Here is a 16,578-nt window from a genome sequence, read left to right as displayed (position 1 = left end):
CCGCTTCCTGGGCCTGTTCCCTGGGGCCCTTCGATCCGCCGGCCGGGATGGACGGCCGACGGATCGCCGGACGCTGAACAGCGGCGGGGCCGAAGCCCCGCACAGCCTCAGATGCAGTAATGCTTGAGCGGCTCGAAGCCGTTGAAGCAGACGGCCGAATAGGTCGTCGTGTAGGCGCCGGTGGCGTGGATGCGCACGCGGTCGCCGGCCTTCAGATCCATCGGCATCGGGTAGTCGGCGCGCTCGTACAGCACGTCGGCCGAGTCGCAGGTCGGGCCGGCCAGGATCACGCCCTCGCGCTCGCCCGTCAGGTCGTCGCCCAGCACCTCGATCGGGTACTGGATGGCCTCGTCCATCGTCTCGGCGAGGCCGCCGAACTTGCCGATGTCGAGATAGACCCAGCGCTTGGTGTCCTCGGCCGACTTGCGCGACACCAGGACGACCTCGCTCTCGATCACGCCGGCGCTGCCGACCATGCCGCGGCCGGGTTCGACGATGGTCTCCGGCAGGTGGTTGCCGAAGTGGGTGCGCAGCGAGTCGAAGATCGCCTGGCCGTAGGCGGTGCATTCCGGCACGTCGGTGCGGTAGCGGGTCGGGAAGCCGCCGCCCAGGTTGATCATGCCGAGGTCGACGCCGAGGATCTCGAGCTCGCGGAACAGCTGCGCCACCTGGAAGATGGCGTGGTCCCACTGCATCAGATCCTTCTGCTGCGAGCCGACGTGGAACGACACGCCGTAGGGCTGGACGTTCATGTCGCGGGCCTTCAGCAGCAGCGCGCGGGCCATCGGCAGGTCGCAGCCGAACTTGCGCGACAGCGGCCATTCGGCGCCCTCGCCCGAGGTCAGGATGCGGCAGAAGACGCGGGCGCCGGGGGCGGCGCGCTCGATCTTCTCCAGTTCCGGCTCGCTGTCGAAGGCGAACAGGCGCACGCCCAGCTCGAAGGCGCGGCGGATGTCGCTCTCCTTCTTGATGGTGTTGCCGAAGGAGATGCGCTCGGGCGTGGCGCCGGCGGCCAGCGCCATCTGGATTTCCGGGACCGAGGCGCAGTCGAAGGCCGAGCCGAGGCGCGCCAGCAGCGACAGGATCTCCGCGGCCGGGTTGGCCTTCACCGCGTAGAAGATGCGGGCGTCGGGCAGCGCATCGTGCAGGTCGTTGTAGTTCTGCTCGACGACGTCGAGGTCGACGACGAGGCACGGGGTCTGCGGGCGCTGCTCATCGAAAAAGCGCGCGATCTTCTGGTTCATCTCAGTCTCCTGGGACGCAAGATGATGGATAGGAAAAGGCGGAGTCGGGGGATCGGAGCGGCCTAACGCTCAGCGGACCAGCAGCGGTTCTTGCTGGTCAGGCGTAAAGGCCGCCGATACTGGATTGCCCCGTACAGGACCCTGTCCTGTCGGTTTGCACCAGAAGTCTGGAAAATCGGAGACGGACGAGCACGGGCTCGCCCACAACAACATGAACCATCGTAACCTCCAAGACGCCGCCTTGTTTAAGGGACGGTCGGGGATCACGCGTTACGTCGTTGCATAACCACATCTCGGGAAATCGAGGGGCGGGCCAGCGGCACGTGCGCTTGCGAGTTCGCGTTACATAGATCCAACGAACGCGGATTCAAAGTGAAAAATGCGACGCGCCCCAAAAAAGTGGCAGGTCACCGGAGTGTGACAAAAACCGGAGCGTTTTCATGGGCTTGACCGATGTTTTGACGTTGGAGGAGATCGGGTTGCGGCTGCTGGCGGCGGCCTTCTGCGGGGCCTTGCTCGGGCTGGACCGCGAGATGCGGGGCAAGGCGGCGGGGTTGCGCACGCACACGTTGATCGCCATCAGCTCCGCCGTCACCACGCTGGTGGCGCTGGAGTTCTACAGCGGGCTCGCCGCGCCGGGCGACGAGGGGCGGAGCGACCCGGTCCGCGTCATCCAGGGGGTGGCCCAGGCGGTCGGATTCATCAGCGCCGGCGTCATGTTCCGCTCGGGCGACAGCGTGCGCGGGGCGACGACGGCGGCGGTCATCTGGGTGGCGGGGTCGCTCGGCATCGCCTGCGGCGCCGGCTATTACATGCTGGCCGGCATGGCGCTCGGGCTGTGCCTGGCGGTGACGATCGTCTTCTCCCTGCTGCTGGGCTGGTTCCCCGACCTGGACAAGGAGAGCCGCCGCGACGGCGGCCGCGCCCGGAACCGGGCCGGAAGCCGGGACATCCGGGTCAGGCGGATCGCCTCGCCGCGTCCGCGGGACTGACCAGCAGCCGGTGCGCCGCCACCGCGCCCAGCCCGACGGCGGCGATGGCGCCCATCATCGGCAGCTGGGTGCCGTCGTGCAGGTGGCCGACCCCGATGCCGACGATGGCGGCGATGGTCATCTGGGCGAATCCCAGCAGCGACGAGGCCAGCCCGGCCATGGTCGGGTAGGGGCCGACCGCGTTGGCGGTGGCGTTGGGCAGGGTCAGCCCGGCCCCCAGGATGAAGAGGAAGACCGGCGCCAGGATGGCGGCGAGGTGCAGGATGTCGGCCAGCGCCAGCGCGCCGCCCACCAGCCCGCCGACGAGCGACACCGCCGTGCCGATGCGCACCATCCGCGGCCCGCCGAGCCGGCCGGTCAGCCGCCCGGCCAGGAAGGAGCCGGCCATGTAGCCGAGCACCGCCGTGCCGAAGCTCATGCCGTATTCGGCGGGCGACAAATGCAGCCGCCCGATCAGCACGAAGGAGGAGCCGGAGATGAAGGCGAAGATGCCGCTGTAGGAGCAGGCGACCACCAGCACATGGCCGACGAAGGCCCGGTTGCGCAGCAGCAGGGCGTAGTTGGCGAGCAGCCGTCCGGGTTGCAGCGCCTCCTCGTCGCGGTGGGCGTTGGTCTCGGCCAGCAGGCTCCAGACGGCGGCGAGGATGAGGGCCGCGAAGCCGGCGAGCAGCACGAAGTTGGCGCGCCAGCCGAACAGCTCGGTCACCACGCCGCCGAGGATCGGCCCGACCGCCGGGGCGAGCGCCATCGCCATCGCCATGTAGGCGAGCACGGTCGCCGCCCGGTCGCGCCCGAACACGTCGCGCACCACCGCGCGCGCCACCACCGGGCCGCAGCAGGCGCCGAGAGCCTGGAGGAAGCGGGCGGCGATCAGCCCGTGGATGTCATTGGTCAGGGCGCAGGCGGCGCTGGCGACCAGATAGATGACGATCCCGACCAGCAGCACCGGCCGCCGCCCGAAGCGGTCGGACATCGGCCCGTAGACGAGCTGCGACACCGCGAAGCCGACCAGGAACACCGACAGCGTGAGCTGCACGGTGGCGATGTCGGTGTCGAGCACCCGCACCAGCGTCGGCAGCGACGGCAGGTAGAGGTCGGTGGACAGCGGGCCGAAGGCGACCAGCGCCGTCAGCAGGACGCGGATGACGAGCGAATCGGAACGTGGCATGGGCGGGAATCGGGCCGGCAGCGGAAGCGCGGCCGCACTCTATCAGACGAAACCAGTCCGCACGGGAAAAAGCGCGCGTGCTCAGCCGTAGCGCAGCAGCCGGGTGCCGTTGGCCTTCAGCCAGGCGCGCGGCGTCTCCATCCCGGCGGCCCCCATTCCGGTGGCCCCCATTCCGGTGGCGAGGCTGGCGCACAGCGCCCAGAAGCGGGCGGAATGGTTCATCTCGCGCAGATGGGCCACTTCGTGGGCGACGACGTAATCCAGCACCGGCTCCGGCGTCAGGATCAGCCGCCAGGAGAAGGACAGCCGGCCGGTCGAGGAACAGCTTCCCCAGCGGCTCTTGGTGTCGCGCACGGTGACGGCGGCGACCCGCGCGCCGATGGTCGCGGCCTTCTCCCGCGCGCGGCTGGCCAGCTCGCGGCGCGCCTCGTTGACCAGGAAGTCGCGGACGCGGCGGGCGACATGCCCGGCCTGACCGCCGACCAGCAGGGCGCCGTCCTCGATCCGGGTCGCGCCGCGCAGCTCGGGGGTGTGGCGGATCGGGTGCTCGACTCCGAGATAGGGGATCGACGCGCCGTCCTCGAAGGGCAGCGAGGGCGGCAGGGCGGCGATGCGGGCGCGCAGCCAGCCGTCGTGGCGGCCGATGAAATGGCGGGCGTCGGTCTCCGACACGCCGACCGGGATCACCACCTGGACCAGCCCGCGTCCGGGATCGACCCGCAGCGTCATCCGGGTGGCCCGGGCGCTCTCGCGCAGCTCCAGCGGCACCGGCAGCCCGACGACCTCCAGGGCGCGCGGCGGCTTGGGCTTCTGGGCGGCGGAGCGCTTCGGTCGGCGCGACGGGGCGGGGCGGCGGGACACCATGCGTCCTTATAGCCCGCCCGCCGGAAGACGCCAATCTCCACACCGATTCGTCATGGCCAAGCCTATGCCCCTGCCGGACGGTCTATAGGGTTCGTGCCAATTTTCTCCCAGGGGATCGACTCAGGTCGGATTTGACACGATCGATCGAGGGACAAGATAAAGGAGTGGTACCGCCACCGTTCTTCTTCCACCGCTCCAAAATCCTCACCGAGTATACAGCCATGCCTCTGAACGGAAGCCATACGACGAAACGCGAGGATTGGCTGGACGCGCTGCTCTCGGCGAACGGTGCGCCGCACGCGCTGCTCGACGCGCAGGGGCGGCTTCTCGTGGCCAACCGCGCCTTCGCGGCGGCGCTCGGCCAGCAGCCGGAGGAGATCGAGGGCAAGACGCTGGCGCAGGCGGGGGTGCCGGCGGCGCTCGCCCAGCTCGTCGAGGGGCAGCGGCGCCGGGTGGCGGTGACCGGCGCCTCGGCGACGGTGGCCGGCGTGCTGCCGACGGGCGCGCTGACGCTGACGGCGGTGCGCGACGCCGACGGCGCGGTGACCGGCGTGGCCGCCATCGGCGACGCCGACGCCGCAAGGCTGGCGGTGGCGCAGGAGGAGGCGGCCCGCGCCCGCGCCGACGCCGAGCGGGCGCGCACCGCCAAGGGCAAGTTCCTGTCGGCGGCGAGCCACGACCTGCGCCAGCCCTTCCAGGCGATGCACCTGTTTCACCACCTGCTGATGATGCGGCTGACCGACCCGGCCAGCGTCGAGCTGGGCAACAAGCTGGAGCAGTCGATCATCGGCGGCGAGACGCTGCTGCGCGCCCTGCTCGACGTCTCGGCGCTGGAGGCCGGTCTGGTCGTGCCGCAGCCGCGCGGCTTCCCCGTCGACGAGACGCTGGGCCAGATGCTGGAGGAATTCGGGCCGGAGGCCGAGGCCAAGGGCCTGCGCTTCAACGTCCGCCCGGCCGGGGTCGAGATCACCAGCGACCCGACCCTGCTGGAGCGGCTGCTGCGCCCGATCCTGTCCAACGCCATCCGCTACACCGAGAGCGGCGGGGTGCTGCTGGCGGCGCGGCGCCGGAAGGACCGGCTGCTGATCGAGGTGTGGGACACCGGCATCGGCATCGACCCGGCCAACCACGCGGCGATCTTCGAGGATTTCCACCAGCTCGGCAATCCGGGGCGCGACCGCAAGCAGGGGCTCGGGCTCGGGCTGGCCATCGTGCGGCGGCTGGCGGAGACGCTCGGCCACCCGGTGACGCTGCGCTCCAGGCCGGGGCGCGGCTCGGTCTTCGTCGTCGAGGTGCCGCTGGCCGACGCCGGCACCGACGAGGACGATCCGGGCGCCGAGGATGCGGCGGAGGGGGACCCGGCCGAGACCGGCACCGTGCTGGTGATCGAGGACGACGCCATGCAGCTGGAGGGCATCGGGCTTCTGCTGCGCGGCTGGGGCTACGACGTGATCCCGGTGCGCGGCATCGACGAGGCGGTCGCCGGGCTGGACGCGGCGGCCCCGCCGGATCTGGTGCTGTCCGACCTGCGCCTGTCCGGGCCGGAGAGCGGCATCGACGCCATCCAGGCGGTGCGCGCCCGCTGCGGGCGGCGGGTGCCGGGGGTGATCGTCACCGGCGACACCGATCCGGACCGGCTGCGCAGCGTCGACCGTTCGGGTCTGCGCCTGCTCCACAAGCCCTGCGACCCGGCGCTGCTGAAGTCGCTGCTGGCCCGCACCCTGACCGCCGGGCGCCGCCCGGTGATGTGAGGGCGGCGCCCGGCGGTCGGATCGGCTGAACGTCCGTGCAAGAGGATTTCGACACGGATGAACAAAATGCCGGCTGCGCCGGCCCACGGATGAACACGGGTCGAGAGGATGACGAATCCGTGTTCATCCGCGTCCCGGGACGGTCTCGCTTGCACCGGCCCCCTTGCCGGCCGGGTCCGTTGCCCCCGCGTATTTCGGACGGCCGATTGACAGGATGCCCCCCACGCGCGCAGGCTTCCCTTAACGGGAACCAGAAGGTCCCGAGCAAGAGCGTTGGGGAGGTTTCCGTCATGCCGCATCGGCCGCGAGTTGCCGATCCGTTTGCCCACCCCTGTGCCTTTTCCAGCCTCGCGCCATCCGGCGGCGGGGCTGCCGTCGTTGGCAGGGCGTGAGGCTGTTGCGCATCCCCGTATGCGGTTGCCACGGAAACTTCACGAAACCGTCGCGGGACGGCAACCCGCAAGCTTCATCCAGACAACCACGAAACTCAATCGTGACAGGGAGATCCACCGCATGTTGACCCGCCGCACGCTCGGCCTCGCGACCGCCGCCCTCGCTCTTGCCGCCGGCCTGTCCTCGGGTGCCGCCCTCGCGCAGCAGAAGACGGTCGTGGAGTTCTGGCACGGCCTGCCGCAGCCGCTCGGCGGCCAGCTCGAGGAGGTCGTGAAGGGCTTCAACGCCAGCCAGGACAAGGTCCAGGTCAACCCCTCCTTCAAGGGCAGCTACCCGGAGACGATGCAGGCCGCCATCGCCGCCTTCCGCGCCGGCAACGCGCCGCACATCGTGCAGATGTTCGAGGTCGGCACCGCGACCATGCTGGCCGCCGGACCGGCGGTCAAGCCGGTCCACCAGCTGATGCAGGAGACGGGGGCCACGGTCGACCCCAAGGCTTACATCCCGGCGGTCAGCGGCTACTACTCGTCCAAGGACGGGAAGATGATGGCGCTGCCGTTCAACAGCTCCACCAACATCATGTTCTACAACAAGGACGCCTTCCAGAAGGCCGGCCTCGACCCCAACAAGGCGCCGGCGACCTGGCCGGAGCTGATCGGGGCGGCGAAAGCGCTGAAGGCGGCCGGAATCGCCTGCCCCTTCACCACCTCCTGGCCGACCTGGGCGCAGTTCGAGCAGCTCGGCGCCATCCACGACACGCCCTTCGCCTCGCAGGCCAACGGCTTCGGCGGGCTGAACGCCGAGCTGAAGATCAACGCGCCGCTCTACGTCAAGCATGTGCAGACGCTGGTCGACATGCAGAAGGAGGGCACCTTCCGCTACGGCGGCCGCGACAACAAGCCGGACGGCCTGTTCCCGTCGGGCGAATGCGCGATCATCCACGCCTCGTCGGGCCTGCGCAGCCGCATCGCCAAGGAGGCGACCTTCGCCTGGGGCGCCGCCCCGCTGCCCTACTGGCCCGACCAGATCAAGGGCGAGCCGAAGAACGGCATCATCGGCGGCGCCGCCTTCTGGGTGATGACCGCGCCCAAGCGGACCCCGGCCGAATACAAGGCGGTGTCGGAGTTCTTCACCTACCTCGCCAAGCCGGAGATCGACGCCAAGTGGCACATGGACACCGGCTACGTCCCGGTGACCTTCAAGGGCTTCGAGCTGGCCAAGGCCGAGGGCTTCTACGAGAAGAACCCCGGCGCCGACGTTCCGGCGAAGCAGCTCACCCGCACGCCGACGACCGAGAACACGATGGGGCTGCGGCTCGGCAACCTGCCGGAGATCCGCAACATCATCCAGGAGGAGCTCGAGAAGGCCTTCCAGGGCCAGCCGGTCCAGCAGTCGCTCGACACCGCCGTCCAGCGCGGCAACGTGGTGCTGCGCAACTTCGAGCGCGCGAACAAGAACTGAGAACAGGGCCGACCTTTTCCCACCCTCCGTCATGGCCGGGCTTGTCCCGGCCATCCACGCGCCGTTGCCGCGCCTTGGTTCGCGGCCGTGGATGCCCGGCCCAAGGCCGGGCATGACGCTTGTGGAGGATGGGGCGTTCCGGTCCGATCTCCCTTCCCTTGCCCGCCTTCATCCGTGGATGGTCTAAAATCTTGAACGAGGCCCGCCCTTGCAGCGTCGCGTGATCTTCGACAACAAGCTTCTGCCCTACCTGCTGCTGGCGCCGCAGGTGGCGGTGACGCTGGTCTTCTTCATCTGGCCGGCGGCCCAGGCGATCTGGCAGTCGGTCCACATCCAGGACGCCTTCGGGCTGCGCAGCGAGTTCGTCTGGTTCGAGAATTTCGAGGTCATCCTGCGCGACCCGAACTACATCGAGACGCTGAAGACCACCGCCATCTTCAGCGTCTCGGTCACGGTCCTGTCGCTCGGCGTGGCGCTGCTGCTGGCGGTGCTGGCCGATTCGAAGATCAAGGGGGCGCGCGCCTACAAGACGCTGCTGATCTGGCCCTACGCGCTGGCGCCGGCCGTCGCCGCCGTGCTGTGGATGTTCATCTTCAACCCGGAGATCGGCTCGCTCGGCCAGCTGCTCAACCGGCTGGGGCTCGACTGGGACTACCGGCTGAACGGCACCCAGGCGATGATCATGGTCATCCTGGCGGCGAGCTGGAAGCAGGTCGCCTACAACTTCATCTTCTTCCTGGCCGGGCTCCAGGCGATCCCGCGCTCGGTGATGGAGGCGGCGAGCATCGACGGCGCCGGCCCGGTGCGGCGCTTCTGGACCATCACCTTCCCGCTGCTGTCGCCGACCACCTTCTTCCTGCTGGTGGTGGACATGGTCTACGCCTTCTTCGAGACCTTCGGCACCATCCACGCGCTGACCCACGGCGGCCCCGGCAAATCGACCGAGACGCTGATCTTCCGCGTCTACCAGGACGGCGTGGTCAACAACGACCTCGGCGCCTCCTCGGCCCAATCGGTGATCCTGATGGTCATCGTCATCGCGCTGACCGCGGTGCAGTTCCGCTTCGTCGAGCGCAAGGTGCACTACGCATGACCGCATCCCACACCACCGGCGGGCGCCGCCTGATCGACCTCGTGCCCCACATCGTGCTGATCGTCGGCGTTCTGATCTTCGCCTTTCCGATCTACGTGACGCTGATCGGCTCGACCTGGGATTCGGCCACCATCGGGCGCGGCAACCTGCCGCTGATCCCCGGCGGCGAGGCCTTCAACAACTATTCCCAGGCCTGGAGCGAGAGCCACGGCGCCCGCGCCTCCTACACCCCGGTGCGGGTGATGGTGCTGAACAGCCTGGTGATGGCGCTGGCCATCGCGCTCGGCAAGATCGCCATCTCGATCCTTTCCGCCTACGCGGTGGCCTTCTTCCGGTTTCCCTTCCGCATGGCCTTCTTCTGGATGATCTTCATCACGCTGATGCTGCCGGTGGAGGTGCGGATCATCCCGACCTACAAGGTGGTCGCCGACCTCGGTCTGATCGACAGCTACGCCGGGCTGACCATCCCGCTGATCGCGTCGGCCACCGCGACGCTGCTGTTCCGCCAGTTCTTCCTGACCATCCCGGACGAGCTGGTGGAGGCCGCCCGGATCGACGGGGCGGGGGCGGTGCGCTTCTTCCTCGACGTCGTGCTGCCGCTGTCGAAGACCAACATCGCGGCGCTGTTCGTCATCCTCTTCATCTATGGCTGGAACCAGTATCTCTGGCCGCTGCTGATCACCAACAGCGCGGACATGGAGACCATCGTCATCGGCATCACCAAGATGATCGGCACCGGCGAGGCCGCCAACGACTGGAACCTGATCATGGCGACGACCGTGCTGGCGATGCTGCCGCCGGTCGCGGTGGTGGTCTTCATGCAGCGCTGGTTCGTCAAGGGCCTGGTGGACAGCGAAAAGTAGGACAGCGGGAAACAAGACAGACATGGCAACCGTAGACATCCGAAACGTCCGCAAGTCCTATGGCCCGGTCGAGGCGATCAAGGGCATCGACGTCGCCGTCCAGGACGGCGAGTTCCTCGTCCTGCTCGGTCCCAGCGGCTGCGGGAAATCCACCCTGCTGCGCATGGTCGCCGGGCTGGAGGGCATCACCGGCGGCGAGATCGCCATCGGCGGCCGCGTGGTCAACGGGCTCGACCCCAAGGACCGCGACATCGCCATGGTGTTCCAGAACTACGCGCTCTACCCGCACATGAGCGTGTTCGACAACATGGCCTACGGCCTGAAGATCCGCGGCATCCCCAAGCCGGAGATCCAGAGCCGCGTCGCCAAGGCCGCCGAGATCCTGGAGCTCGGCCGCTTCCTCGACCGCCGGCCGAGCCAGCTCTCCGGCGGCCAGCGCCAGCGCGTCGCCATGGGCCGCGCCATCGTGCGCGAGCCCTCGGCCTTCCTGTTCGACGAGCCGCTGTCCAACCTCGACGCCAAGCTGCGCACCCAGATGCGCGTCGAGATCAAGCGGCTTCAGGACCGGCTGGGCATCACCAGCCTCTACGTCACCCACGACCAGGTGGAGGCGATGACGCTGGCCGACCGCATCCTGGTGATGAACCACGGCGTCGCCGAGCAGATCGGCACGCCGCTGGAGGTCTACCAGCGCCCGGCCAGCCTGTTCGTCGCCGGCTTCATCGGCTCGCCGCCGATGAACGTGCTGGACGGCCGCATCGACCCGGCGGGAGCGGCGATCGCCATGCCGGGCGGCGCCGTCCTGCCGCTCGCCGCCCCGCGCGCCGCCGACGCCGGACGCGCCGTCAAGCTGGGCATCCGGCCGGAGCATCTGGCGCTGACGGCGGCCGACGCCCCCGGCGCCTCGTCGATCCAGGTGGAGCTGGTGGAGGCGCTGGGCGCCGACACCGTGGTCTATGGCCGCCTGCCCGACGGCGAGTCGCTGGTGGTCCGCATGGCCGGGCTGCCGGCCTGCCGCGAGGGCGACCGCCTGACGGTGGCGCCGCAGCCGGGCGCGCTGCACCTGTTCGACGCCGACGGCGGCCGCCGTCTGGCCGAGGCCTGAGGGGGAGCGCGACGGGGGGCTGGCCTGGAGGCGCGGAGCGCGCTACCTCTGGGGCTCTCAGCCCCCTCACCCACACGGGACCCTGGACATGAAGCTCTATTACAAGCCCGGCGCCTGCTCCCTCTCGCCCCACATCGTGCTGCGCGAGGCCGGGCTGCCCTTCGATCTGGTGAAGGTCGATCTGGCGAAGAAGGTGCTGGAGGACGGCAGCGACTTCCTCGCCGTCAACCCCAAGGGGCAGGTCCCGACGCTGGGTCTGGGCGACGGCGGCATCCTCACCGAAGGGCCGGTGATCGTCCAGTACGTCGCCGACAAGGCGCCCGAAAGCGGCCTGATCCCGGCGGCCGGGACCATCGCGCGCTACCGCGTGCAGGAATGGCTGAACTTCGTGTCGAGCGAACTGCACAAGACCTTCAGCCCGCTGTTCCGCCCGAACACGCCGGACGCCTACAAGGACATCGTCAAGCAGACGCTGGCCGCCAAGTTCGGCGTGCTCGACCGCCAGCTCGACGGCAAGCCCTTCCTGACCGGCGAGGCGTTCACGGTGGCCGACGCCTACGCCTTCGTCGTGCTGGGCTGGGCGCCGCGCGTCGGGATCGATCTGGCGTCCTGGCCGAATCTGGCCGCCTTCGTGGAGCGTGTCGCCGCCCGCCCGGCGGTCAAGGAGGCCCTGGCGGCCGAAGCGCAGGGCTGACAGACAGCCCCTCTCCCCTTGTGGGAGAGGGGCTTTGCTTGCTCCCCGCCCCCCGACCGACCTTATCCCGAAGGACAGTCTTCCATGACGACCCCCGCTCTTCCCTCCATCCACCGCATCGGCGTCGTCGGCGGCGGCGCCTGGGGCACCGCCCTGGCGCTGGCGTCCCTGCGCGCCGGGCGCGAGGCGCTGCTGTGGGCGCGCGAGCCGGCGGTGGTCGAGGCGATGGTCATTCACCGCGAGAATCGCGACTACCTGCCCGGCGTGCCGCTTCCGGCCGAACTGGCGGTGACCGGCGATCTCGCCGAGGCCGGCGCCTGCGACGCGCTGCTGCTGGTGTCGCCCGCCCAGCACGCCCGCGCGGTCTGCGCCCGGCTGGCCCCGCTGCTGCGGCCCGGCGTGCCGGTGATCGTCTGCGCCAAGGGCATCGAGCTGGACAGCTTCGCGCTGATGAGCGAGGCGGTGGCGGCGGCCCTGCCGGCCGGCACGCCGGTGGCGATCCTGTCCGGCCCGACCTTCGCGGCGGAGGTCGCGCGCGGGCTGCCGACGGCGGTGACGCTGGCCTGCGAGGACGCGGAGCTCGGCGCCGCCCTGGTCGCGGCGCTGGGCAGCCGCACCTTCCGGCCCTACCGCTCGGACGATGTCGTCGGCTCGCAGATCGGCGGGGCGGTGAAGAACGTGCTGGCCATCGCCTGCGGCGTCGTCGAGGGCCGCAGGCTGGGCGACAACGCGCGGGCGGCGCTGATCACGCGCGGCCTTGCCGAGATCACCCGGCTGGCGCTGGCGCTCGGCGGGCGGGCGGAGACGCTGATGGGGCTGTCGGGGCTGGGCGACCTGACGCTGACCTGCTCCAGCCTGCAATCGCGCAACATGTCGCTGGGGGCGGCGCTGGGCGAGGGCCGGGCGCTGGCCGACATCCTGGCGGCGCGCCGCTCGGTGGCGGAGGGCGTCTACACCGCCGCCGCCGTGGTCGGGCTGGCCGGGCGGCTCGGGGTCGACATGCCGATCTGCGCCGCGGTGGACGCCATCCTCAACCGCGGCGCCGGGCTGGACGAGACCATCGACGGTCTGCTGGCGCGGCCCTTCCGCGGCGAGGGCGTCTGACATCCCGCCGGAGCATCGGGCACGGCCTCGGCTGACGCTTTTCCCCGGTCGCCGCCTGCGCTAGGCTCGCGCCCGACCGAACGGGAGGAGTTCCTCGATGCTGTACATGTTCCATTGCACCGACAAGGCGGGCGCCGCCGAGATCCGCGCGTCCAACCGCGCCGCCCACCTGGAGTATCTGGAGGCCAACGCGGCGCGCCTGTTCGCCGCCGGCCCGCTGCTGTCGGACGACGGCCAGGGCATGGTCGGCAGCCTGCTGATCGTCGAGTTCGCCGACGCCGCCGAGGCGCGGGCCTTCGCCGACAACGACCCCTACGCCAAGGCCGGCCTGTTCGACAGCGTGGTGATCCGGCCCTGGCGCCGCGTCTACCCGAAGGTCTGAGCGGGAGTGCCCCGGTGATGGCCCATTGGCTGCTGAAGTCGGAACCGTTCAAGTATTCGTGGGACCGCATGGTCGCCGATGGCCGCACCCATTGGGACGGCGTGCGCAACCATCAGGCGGCGAACAACCTGAAGGCCATGCGGGTCGGCGACCACGCCTTCTTCTACCATTCCAACGAGGGGCTGGAGGTGGTGGGCGTCGTCGAGATCGCCCGCACCTACTACCCCGACCCGAGCGACCCGGCGGGCCGTTTCGGGATGGTCGACGTCGCCCCGGTGAAGGCGGTGAAGGTGCCGGTCACGCTGAAGCAGATGAAGGCCGACCCGCTGTTGCAGAACATGGCGCTGGTGCGCCAGTCGCGGCTGTCGGTGTGCCCGGTCGCCGACGACGAATGGGCGCGGGTCTGCGAACTGGCTGGGATCGATCCGTGAATCCGTAGGAAAAGCGGAGCGGCGTTATTCCGCCGCTTCGTGGAGGACCGCCCGGAAGTCGCGGGTGGCCTGAAGCATCCGGCGGGCCAGTTCGCGCACCTCGCCGGCGGCCCCGGCGGCGGTCAGGCCGGGCAGGGGCTTGACGCCGTCGGCGTGCGCCGTGCGCAGCGTCGCGTCGATCACCATCAGGCTGGTCCGGTCACCGATCTGCGTCAGCCGGGCGGTGACGTCGGCGCTGTCGGTGTTGGCGTCCGTGCTGGTGGTGCTGGACATCGGAAATCCCTGCCGCCCGTGATCGTTGCCGTCCTGCGGCAATCTACCGCTCCGACGGTTAATGGCCGGTTAAGCATAGGCGCCGCCGTTGCGGCGCCGACACGAGATGGCTTGGCGCAAGAGGCGCGGCATCGCGCCGCATTGACGAATCCGCCGGGTGACGTCGGGGAACCCCAAGACTTCGAGAATAATAAGTCTCCCCCGTTGAAATACGCGACACAATCCTCCTTTGGTCGGGGGGGCTGCGGGGCCGTTCTGCTTGTTCGTCCCGCAACTTATGTGGATAATGCCGGCCAACACGGGCGGCAGGCCCGCCGCCCTCCAACATCTTCCGGTCCAATCGGAAGCAGCACGGGGGAATCGCGCAGCATGACCGACAACAGCTTCTTTCCGGTAAAGCCCGAGATCGCGGCGGCCGCGCATGTCGACGAGGCCGCTTACGCCCGCATGTACGAGCAGTCGGTCAAGGACCCCGAAGCCTTCTGGGGCGAGCAGGGCAAGCGCCTGGACTGGATCAAGCCCTACAGCAAGGTGAAGGACGTCGATTACAACGGCGACGTCCACATCCGCTGGTTCTACGACGGCACGCTGAACGTGTCGGCCAACTGCATCGACCGCCACCTCGCCACCCGCGGCGACCAGACGGCGATCCTGTTCGAGGGCGACGACCCCGGCGTTTCCAAGGCGATCACCTACAAGGAACTGCACGAGCAGGTCTGCCGCCTCGCCAACGTCCTGAAGAAGAACGGCGTCAAGAAGGGCGACCGCGTCACCATCTACCTGCCGATGATCCCGGAAGCGGCCTACGCGATGCTGGCCTGCACCCGTGTCGGCGCCATCCACTCCATCGTGTTCGGCGGCTTCTCGCCGGACAGCCTGAAGGACCGCATCGTCGACTGCGACAGCCACTTCGTCATCACGTCGGACGAGGGCCTGCGCGGCGGCCGCAAGGTTCCGCTGAAGGCCAACGCCGACAAGGCGGTGGCGGCGGCCGGTTGCGTCAAGCATGTGCTGGTCGTCAAGCACACCGGCGGCAACGTCGCCTGGACCGAGGGCCGCGACCTCTGGTACCACGAGGAGACCGCCTCGGTGTCCGCCGACTGCCCGCCGGAGGAGATGAGCGCGGAGGATCCGCTGTTCATCCTCTACACCTCGGGTTCGACCGGCAAGCCGAAGGGCGTGCTGCACACCACCGGCGGCTATCTGGTCTACGCGTCGATGACGCACCAGTATGTCTTCGACTACAAGGACGGCGACGTCTACTGGTGCACGGCCGACGTGGGCTGGGTCACCGGCCACAGCTACATCGTCTACGGGCCGCTCGCCAACGGCGCGACCACGCTGATGTTCGAAGGCATCCCGACCTATCCGGACGTCTCGCGCTTCTGGCAGGTCATCGACAAGCACAAGGTCAACATCTTCTACACCGCCCCGACCGCCATCCGTTCGCTGATGCGCGAGGGCGAGGGCCCGGTGAAGAAGACGTCGCGCGCAAGCTTGCGCGTGCTGGGCTCGGTCGGCGAGCCGATCAACCCGGAAGCCTGGCTGTGGTACTACAACGTGGTCGGCGACGCCCGCTGCCCGATCGTCGACACCTGGTGGCAGACCGAGACCGGCGGCATCCTGATCACCCCGCTGATCGGCGCCATCGGCCAGAAGCCGGGTTCGGCGACCAAGCCCTTCTTCGGCGTCCAGCCGGTCGTCGTGGACAACGAGGGCGTGGTGCTGGAAGGCGAGACCGAGGGCAACCTCTGCATCGCCGACAGCTGGCCGGGCCAGATGCGCACGGTCTTCGGCGACCATGAGCGCTTCGTCCAGACCTACTTCTCGACCTTCCCCGGCAAGTACTTCACCGGCGACGGCTGCCGCCGCGACGCCGACGGCTACTACTGGATCACCGGCCGCGTCGACGACGTCATCAACGTGTCGGGCCACCGCATGGGCACGGCCGAGGTCGAGAGCGCGCTGGTCGCCCACCCGAAGGTCGCCGAGGCCGCCGTCGTCGGCTATCCGCACGACCTGAAGGGCCAGGGCATCTACGCCTACGTGACGCTCAACGCCGGCGAGGAGCCGACCGAGGAGCTGCGCAAGGAGCTGGTCGCCTGGGTCCGCAAGGAGATCGGCCCGATCGCCTCGCCCGACCTGATCCAGTGGGCGCCCGGCCTGCCGAAGACCCGCTCCGGCAAGATCATGCGCCGCATCCTGCGCAAGATCGCCGCCAACGAGCATGACAGCCTGGGCGACACCTCGACGCTGGCCGATCCCGGCGTCGTGACCGACCTGATCGACAACCGCATGAACAACGCCTGACCGGGCGTTCCGCACGCGGAGCATCGTGACCACGACCGGGGGCCTCAGGGCCCCCGGTTTCGTTTTCGCGGGGATGGTCGGCGTTCAGGTCAGCCAGAGGGCGGCGAGGGCCAGCGCCGCCGGCAGCGCCTGGATCACGAGGATCCGCCGGCTGACCGACCAGCCGCCATAGGCGCCGGCGACGACGACGCAGGCCAGGAAGAAGCTCTTGATGTGCAGGGCGGGCGCCGGGTCGGGATAGGCCAGCCCCCACAGCAGCCCGGCGGCGAGGAAGCCGTTGTAGAGCCCCTGGTTGGCCGCCAGCACCGCCGAGGCCCGCGCCTTTTCCAGCGATTGCCGGAAGGTCCGCAGCCCGAGCGGCCTGGTCCACAGGACCATCTCCAGGACCAGGAACCAGACATGCAGCAGCGCCACCAGCGCCACCAGCGTGTTCGCCACCACGGCCATACC

General features: G+C 69.5%; 16 protein-coding genes. 11 read left to right on the top strand and 5 right to left on the bottom strand.

Annotated elements, in window-relative coordinates:
- Positions 1-107 precede the first annotated feature (107 nt).
- On the bottom strand, positions 108-1,244 hold the full coding sequence (locus J2847_RS07610; RefSeq protein ID WP_209778334.1) for a type III PLP-dependent enzyme: 1,137 nt from the start codon (positions 1,242-1,244) through the stop codon (positions 108-110).
- Positions 1,245-1,684: 440 nt separating this feature from the next.
- On the opposite strand from J2847_RS07610, the gene J2847_RS07605 reads away from it, so the two are divergent.
- Positions 1,685-2,236, top strand: a complete 552-nt coding sequence (locus J2847_RS07605; protein WP_209778333.1) for an MgtC/SapB family protein — start codon at positions 1,685-1,687, stop codon at positions 2,234-2,236.
- Here the strand turns inward: J2847_RS07605 and J2847_RS07600 are convergent.
- Both J2847_RS07600 and J2847_RS07595 read right to left on the bottom strand, forming a co-directional pair.
- Positions 2,202-3,404, bottom strand: a complete 1,203-nt coding sequence (locus tag J2847_RS07600) for a multidrug effflux MFS transporter (RefSeq protein ID WP_209778331.1) — start codon at positions 3,402-3,404, stop codon at positions 2,202-2,204. The two genes, J2847_RS07605 and J2847_RS07600, sit on opposite strands and share 35 nt — an antisense overlap.
- An 81-nt stretch (positions 3,405-3,485) precedes the next feature.
- Entirely contained in the window at positions 3,486-4,268 is a 783-nt protein-coding gene (locus J2847_RS07595; protein WP_209778330.1) for a M48 family metallopeptidase, read from the bottom strand.
- Positions 4,269-4,489: 221 nt separating this feature from the next.
- Here J2847_RS07595 and J2847_RS07590 point away from each other — a divergent pair, with 221 nt between their 5' ends.
- The 9 genes from J2847_RS07590 to J2847_RS07550 all read left to right on the top strand — a co-directional run bounded on the left by J2847_RS07590 (position 4,490) and on the right by J2847_RS07550 (position 13,545).
- The gene (locus tag J2847_RS07590) at positions 4,490-6,019 is read left to right on the top strand and encodes an ATP-binding response regulator (RefSeq protein WP_209778328.1); all 1,530 of its coding nucleotides are present in this window, start codon (positions 4,490-4,492) and stop codon (positions 6,017-6,019) included.
- 513 nt (positions 6,020-6,532) lie between these two features.
- Positions 6,533-7,873, top strand: a complete 1,341-nt coding sequence (gene ugpB / locus J2847_RS07585) for a sn-glycerol-3-phosphate ABC transporter substrate-binding protein UgpB (RefSeq protein WP_209778326.1) — start codon at positions 6,533-6,535, stop codon at positions 7,871-7,873.
- A 208-nt stretch (positions 7,874-8,081) separates the two neighbouring features.
- Positions 8,082-8,966, top strand: a complete 885-nt coding sequence (gene ugpA, locus J2847_RS07580) for a sn-glycerol-3-phosphate ABC transporter permease UgpA (RefSeq protein ID WP_209778324.1) — start codon at positions 8,082-8,084, stop codon at positions 8,964-8,966.
- Positions 8,963-9,829 (top strand): sn-glycerol-3-phosphate ABC transporter permease UgpE, encoded by an 867-nt coding sequence (gene ugpE / locus J2847_RS07575; protein ID WP_209778323.1) that lies wholly within the window; start codon positions 8,963-8,965, stop codon positions 9,827-9,829. Before ugpA ends, ugpE begins: the two co-directional genes overlap by 4 nt.
- A gap of 22 nt (positions 9,830-9,851) precedes the next feature.
- On the top strand, positions 9,852-10,934 hold the full coding sequence (locus J2847_RS07570; RefSeq protein WP_209778321.1) for a sn-glycerol-3-phosphate import ATP-binding protein UgpC: 1,083 nt from the start codon (positions 9,852-9,854) through the stop codon (positions 10,932-10,934).
- An 88-nt stretch (positions 10,935-11,022) separates the two neighbouring features.
- On the top strand, positions 11,023-11,628 hold the full coding sequence (gene gstA / locus J2847_RS07565; RefSeq protein ID WP_209778320.1) for a glutathione transferase GstA: 606 nt from the start codon (positions 11,023-11,025) through the stop codon (positions 11,626-11,628).
- An 84-nt stretch (positions 11,629-11,712) separates the two neighbouring features.
- Positions 11,713-12,732: an NAD(P)H-dependent glycerol-3-phosphate dehydrogenase gene (locus J2847_RS07560; protein ID WP_209778318.1), complete on the top strand. Its 1,020-nt coding sequence runs from the start codon at positions 11,713-11,715 to the stop codon at positions 12,730-12,732.
- A 97-nt stretch (positions 12,733-12,829) separates the two neighbouring features.
- Positions 12,830-13,114: a YciI family protein gene (locus tag J2847_RS07555; protein ID WP_209778316.1), complete on the top strand. Its 285-nt coding sequence runs from the start codon at positions 12,830-12,832 to the stop codon at positions 13,112-13,114.
- A gap of 17 nt (positions 13,115-13,131) precedes the next feature.
- Positions 13,132-13,545 carry an EVE domain-containing protein gene (locus J2847_RS07550; RefSeq protein ID WP_085555279.1) on the top strand — a complete coding sequence of 138 codons (414 nt, stop codon included), beginning with the start codon at positions 13,132-13,134 and terminating at the stop codon, positions 13,543-13,545.
- A gap of 24 nt (positions 13,546-13,569) precedes the next feature.
- On the opposite strand, the gene J2847_RS07545 is transcribed toward J2847_RS07550, so the two are convergent.
- Entirely contained in the window at positions 13,570-13,818 is a 249-nt protein-coding gene (locus tag J2847_RS07545) for a hypothetical protein (protein WP_209778314.1), read from the bottom strand.
- A gap of 369 nt (positions 13,819-14,187) precedes the next feature.
- Between J2847_RS07545 and acs the strand changes: the two genes are divergently transcribed.
- Entirely contained in the window at positions 14,188-16,128 is a 1,941-nt protein-coding gene (gene acs, locus J2847_RS07540) for an acetate--CoA ligase (protein ID WP_209778313.1), read from the top strand.
- A gap of 84 nt (positions 16,129-16,212) precedes the next feature.
- On the opposite strand, the gene J2847_RS07535 is transcribed toward acs, so the two are convergent.
- A complete protein-coding gene (locus J2847_RS07535) occupies positions 16,213-16,575 on the bottom strand; it encodes a DUF1304 domain-containing protein (protein WP_211114643.1) in 363 nt (120 codons plus the stop codon).
- Positions 16,576-16,578 lie beyond the last annotated feature (3 nt).

This window comes from Azospirillum agricola (genome assembly GCF_017876095.1).
GTDB lineage: Bacteria > Pseudomonadota > Alphaproteobacteria > Azospirillales > Azospirillaceae > Azospirillum > Azospirillum agricola.
The sequence above is the reverse complement of the archived record's forward strand: the minus strand, read 5'-3'. Positions and strand labels throughout refer to the sequence as shown.

What these genes read in the sequence shown, in the direction of transcription:
- J2847_RS07610 (WP_209778334.1), bottom strand. Translation starts at nt 1,244, where the DNA reads ATGAACCAGAAGATCGCGCGCTTTTTCGATGAGCAGCGCCCGCAGACC.
- J2847_RS07605 (WP_209778333.1), top strand. Translation starts at nt 1,685, where the DNA reads ATGGGCTTGACCGATGTTTTGACGTTGGAGGAGATCGGGTTGCGGCTG.
- J2847_RS07600 (WP_209778331.1), bottom strand. Translation starts at nt 3,404, where the DNA reads ATGCCACGTTCCGATTCGCTCGTCATCCGCGTCCTGCTGACGGCGCTG.
- J2847_RS07595 (WP_209778330.1), bottom strand. Translation starts at nt 4,268, where the DNA reads ATGGTGTCCCGCCGCCCCGCCCCGTCGCGCCGACCGAAGCGCTCCGCC.
- J2847_RS07590 (WP_209778328.1), top strand. Translation starts at nt 4,490, where the DNA reads ATGCCTCTGAACGGAAGCCATACGACGAAACGCGAGGATTGGCTGGAC.
- ugpB (WP_209778326.1), top strand. Translation starts at nt 6,533, where the DNA reads ATGTTGACCCGCCGCACGCTCGGCCTCGCGACCGCCGCCCTCGCTCTT.
- ugpE (WP_209778323.1), top strand. Translation starts at nt 8,963, where the DNA reads ATGACCGCATCCCACACCACCGGCGGGCGCCGCCTGATCGACCTCGTG.
- J2847_RS07570 (WP_209778321.1), top strand. Translation starts at nt 9,852, where the DNA reads ATGGCAACCGTAGACATCCGAAACGTCCGCAAGTCCTATGGCCCGGTC.
- gstA (WP_209778320.1), top strand. Translation starts at nt 11,023, where the DNA reads ATGAAGCTCTATTACAAGCCCGGCGCCTGCTCCCTCTCGCCCCACATC.
- J2847_RS07560 (WP_209778318.1), top strand. Translation starts at nt 11,713, where the DNA reads ATGACGACCCCCGCTCTTCCCTCCATCCACCGCATCGGCGTCGTCGGC.
- J2847_RS07555 (WP_209778316.1), top strand. Translation starts at nt 12,830, where the DNA reads ATGCTGTACATGTTCCATTGCACCGACAAGGCGGGCGCCGCCGAGATC.
- J2847_RS07550 (WP_085555279.1), top strand. Translation starts at nt 13,132, where the DNA reads ATGGCCCATTGGCTGCTGAAGTCGGAACCGTTCAAGTATTCGTGGGAC.
- J2847_RS07545 (WP_209778314.1), bottom strand. Translation starts at nt 13,818, where the DNA reads ATGTCCAGCACCACCAGCACGGACGCCAACACCGACAGCGCCGACGTC.
- acs (WP_209778313.1), top strand. Translation starts at nt 14,188, where the DNA reads ATGACCGACAACAGCTTCTTTCCGGTAAAGCCCGAGATCGCGGCGGCC.
- J2847_RS07535 (WP_211114643.1), bottom strand. Translation starts at nt 16,575, where the DNA reads ATGGCCGTGGTGGCGAACACGCTGGTGGCGCTGGTGGCGCTGCTGCAT.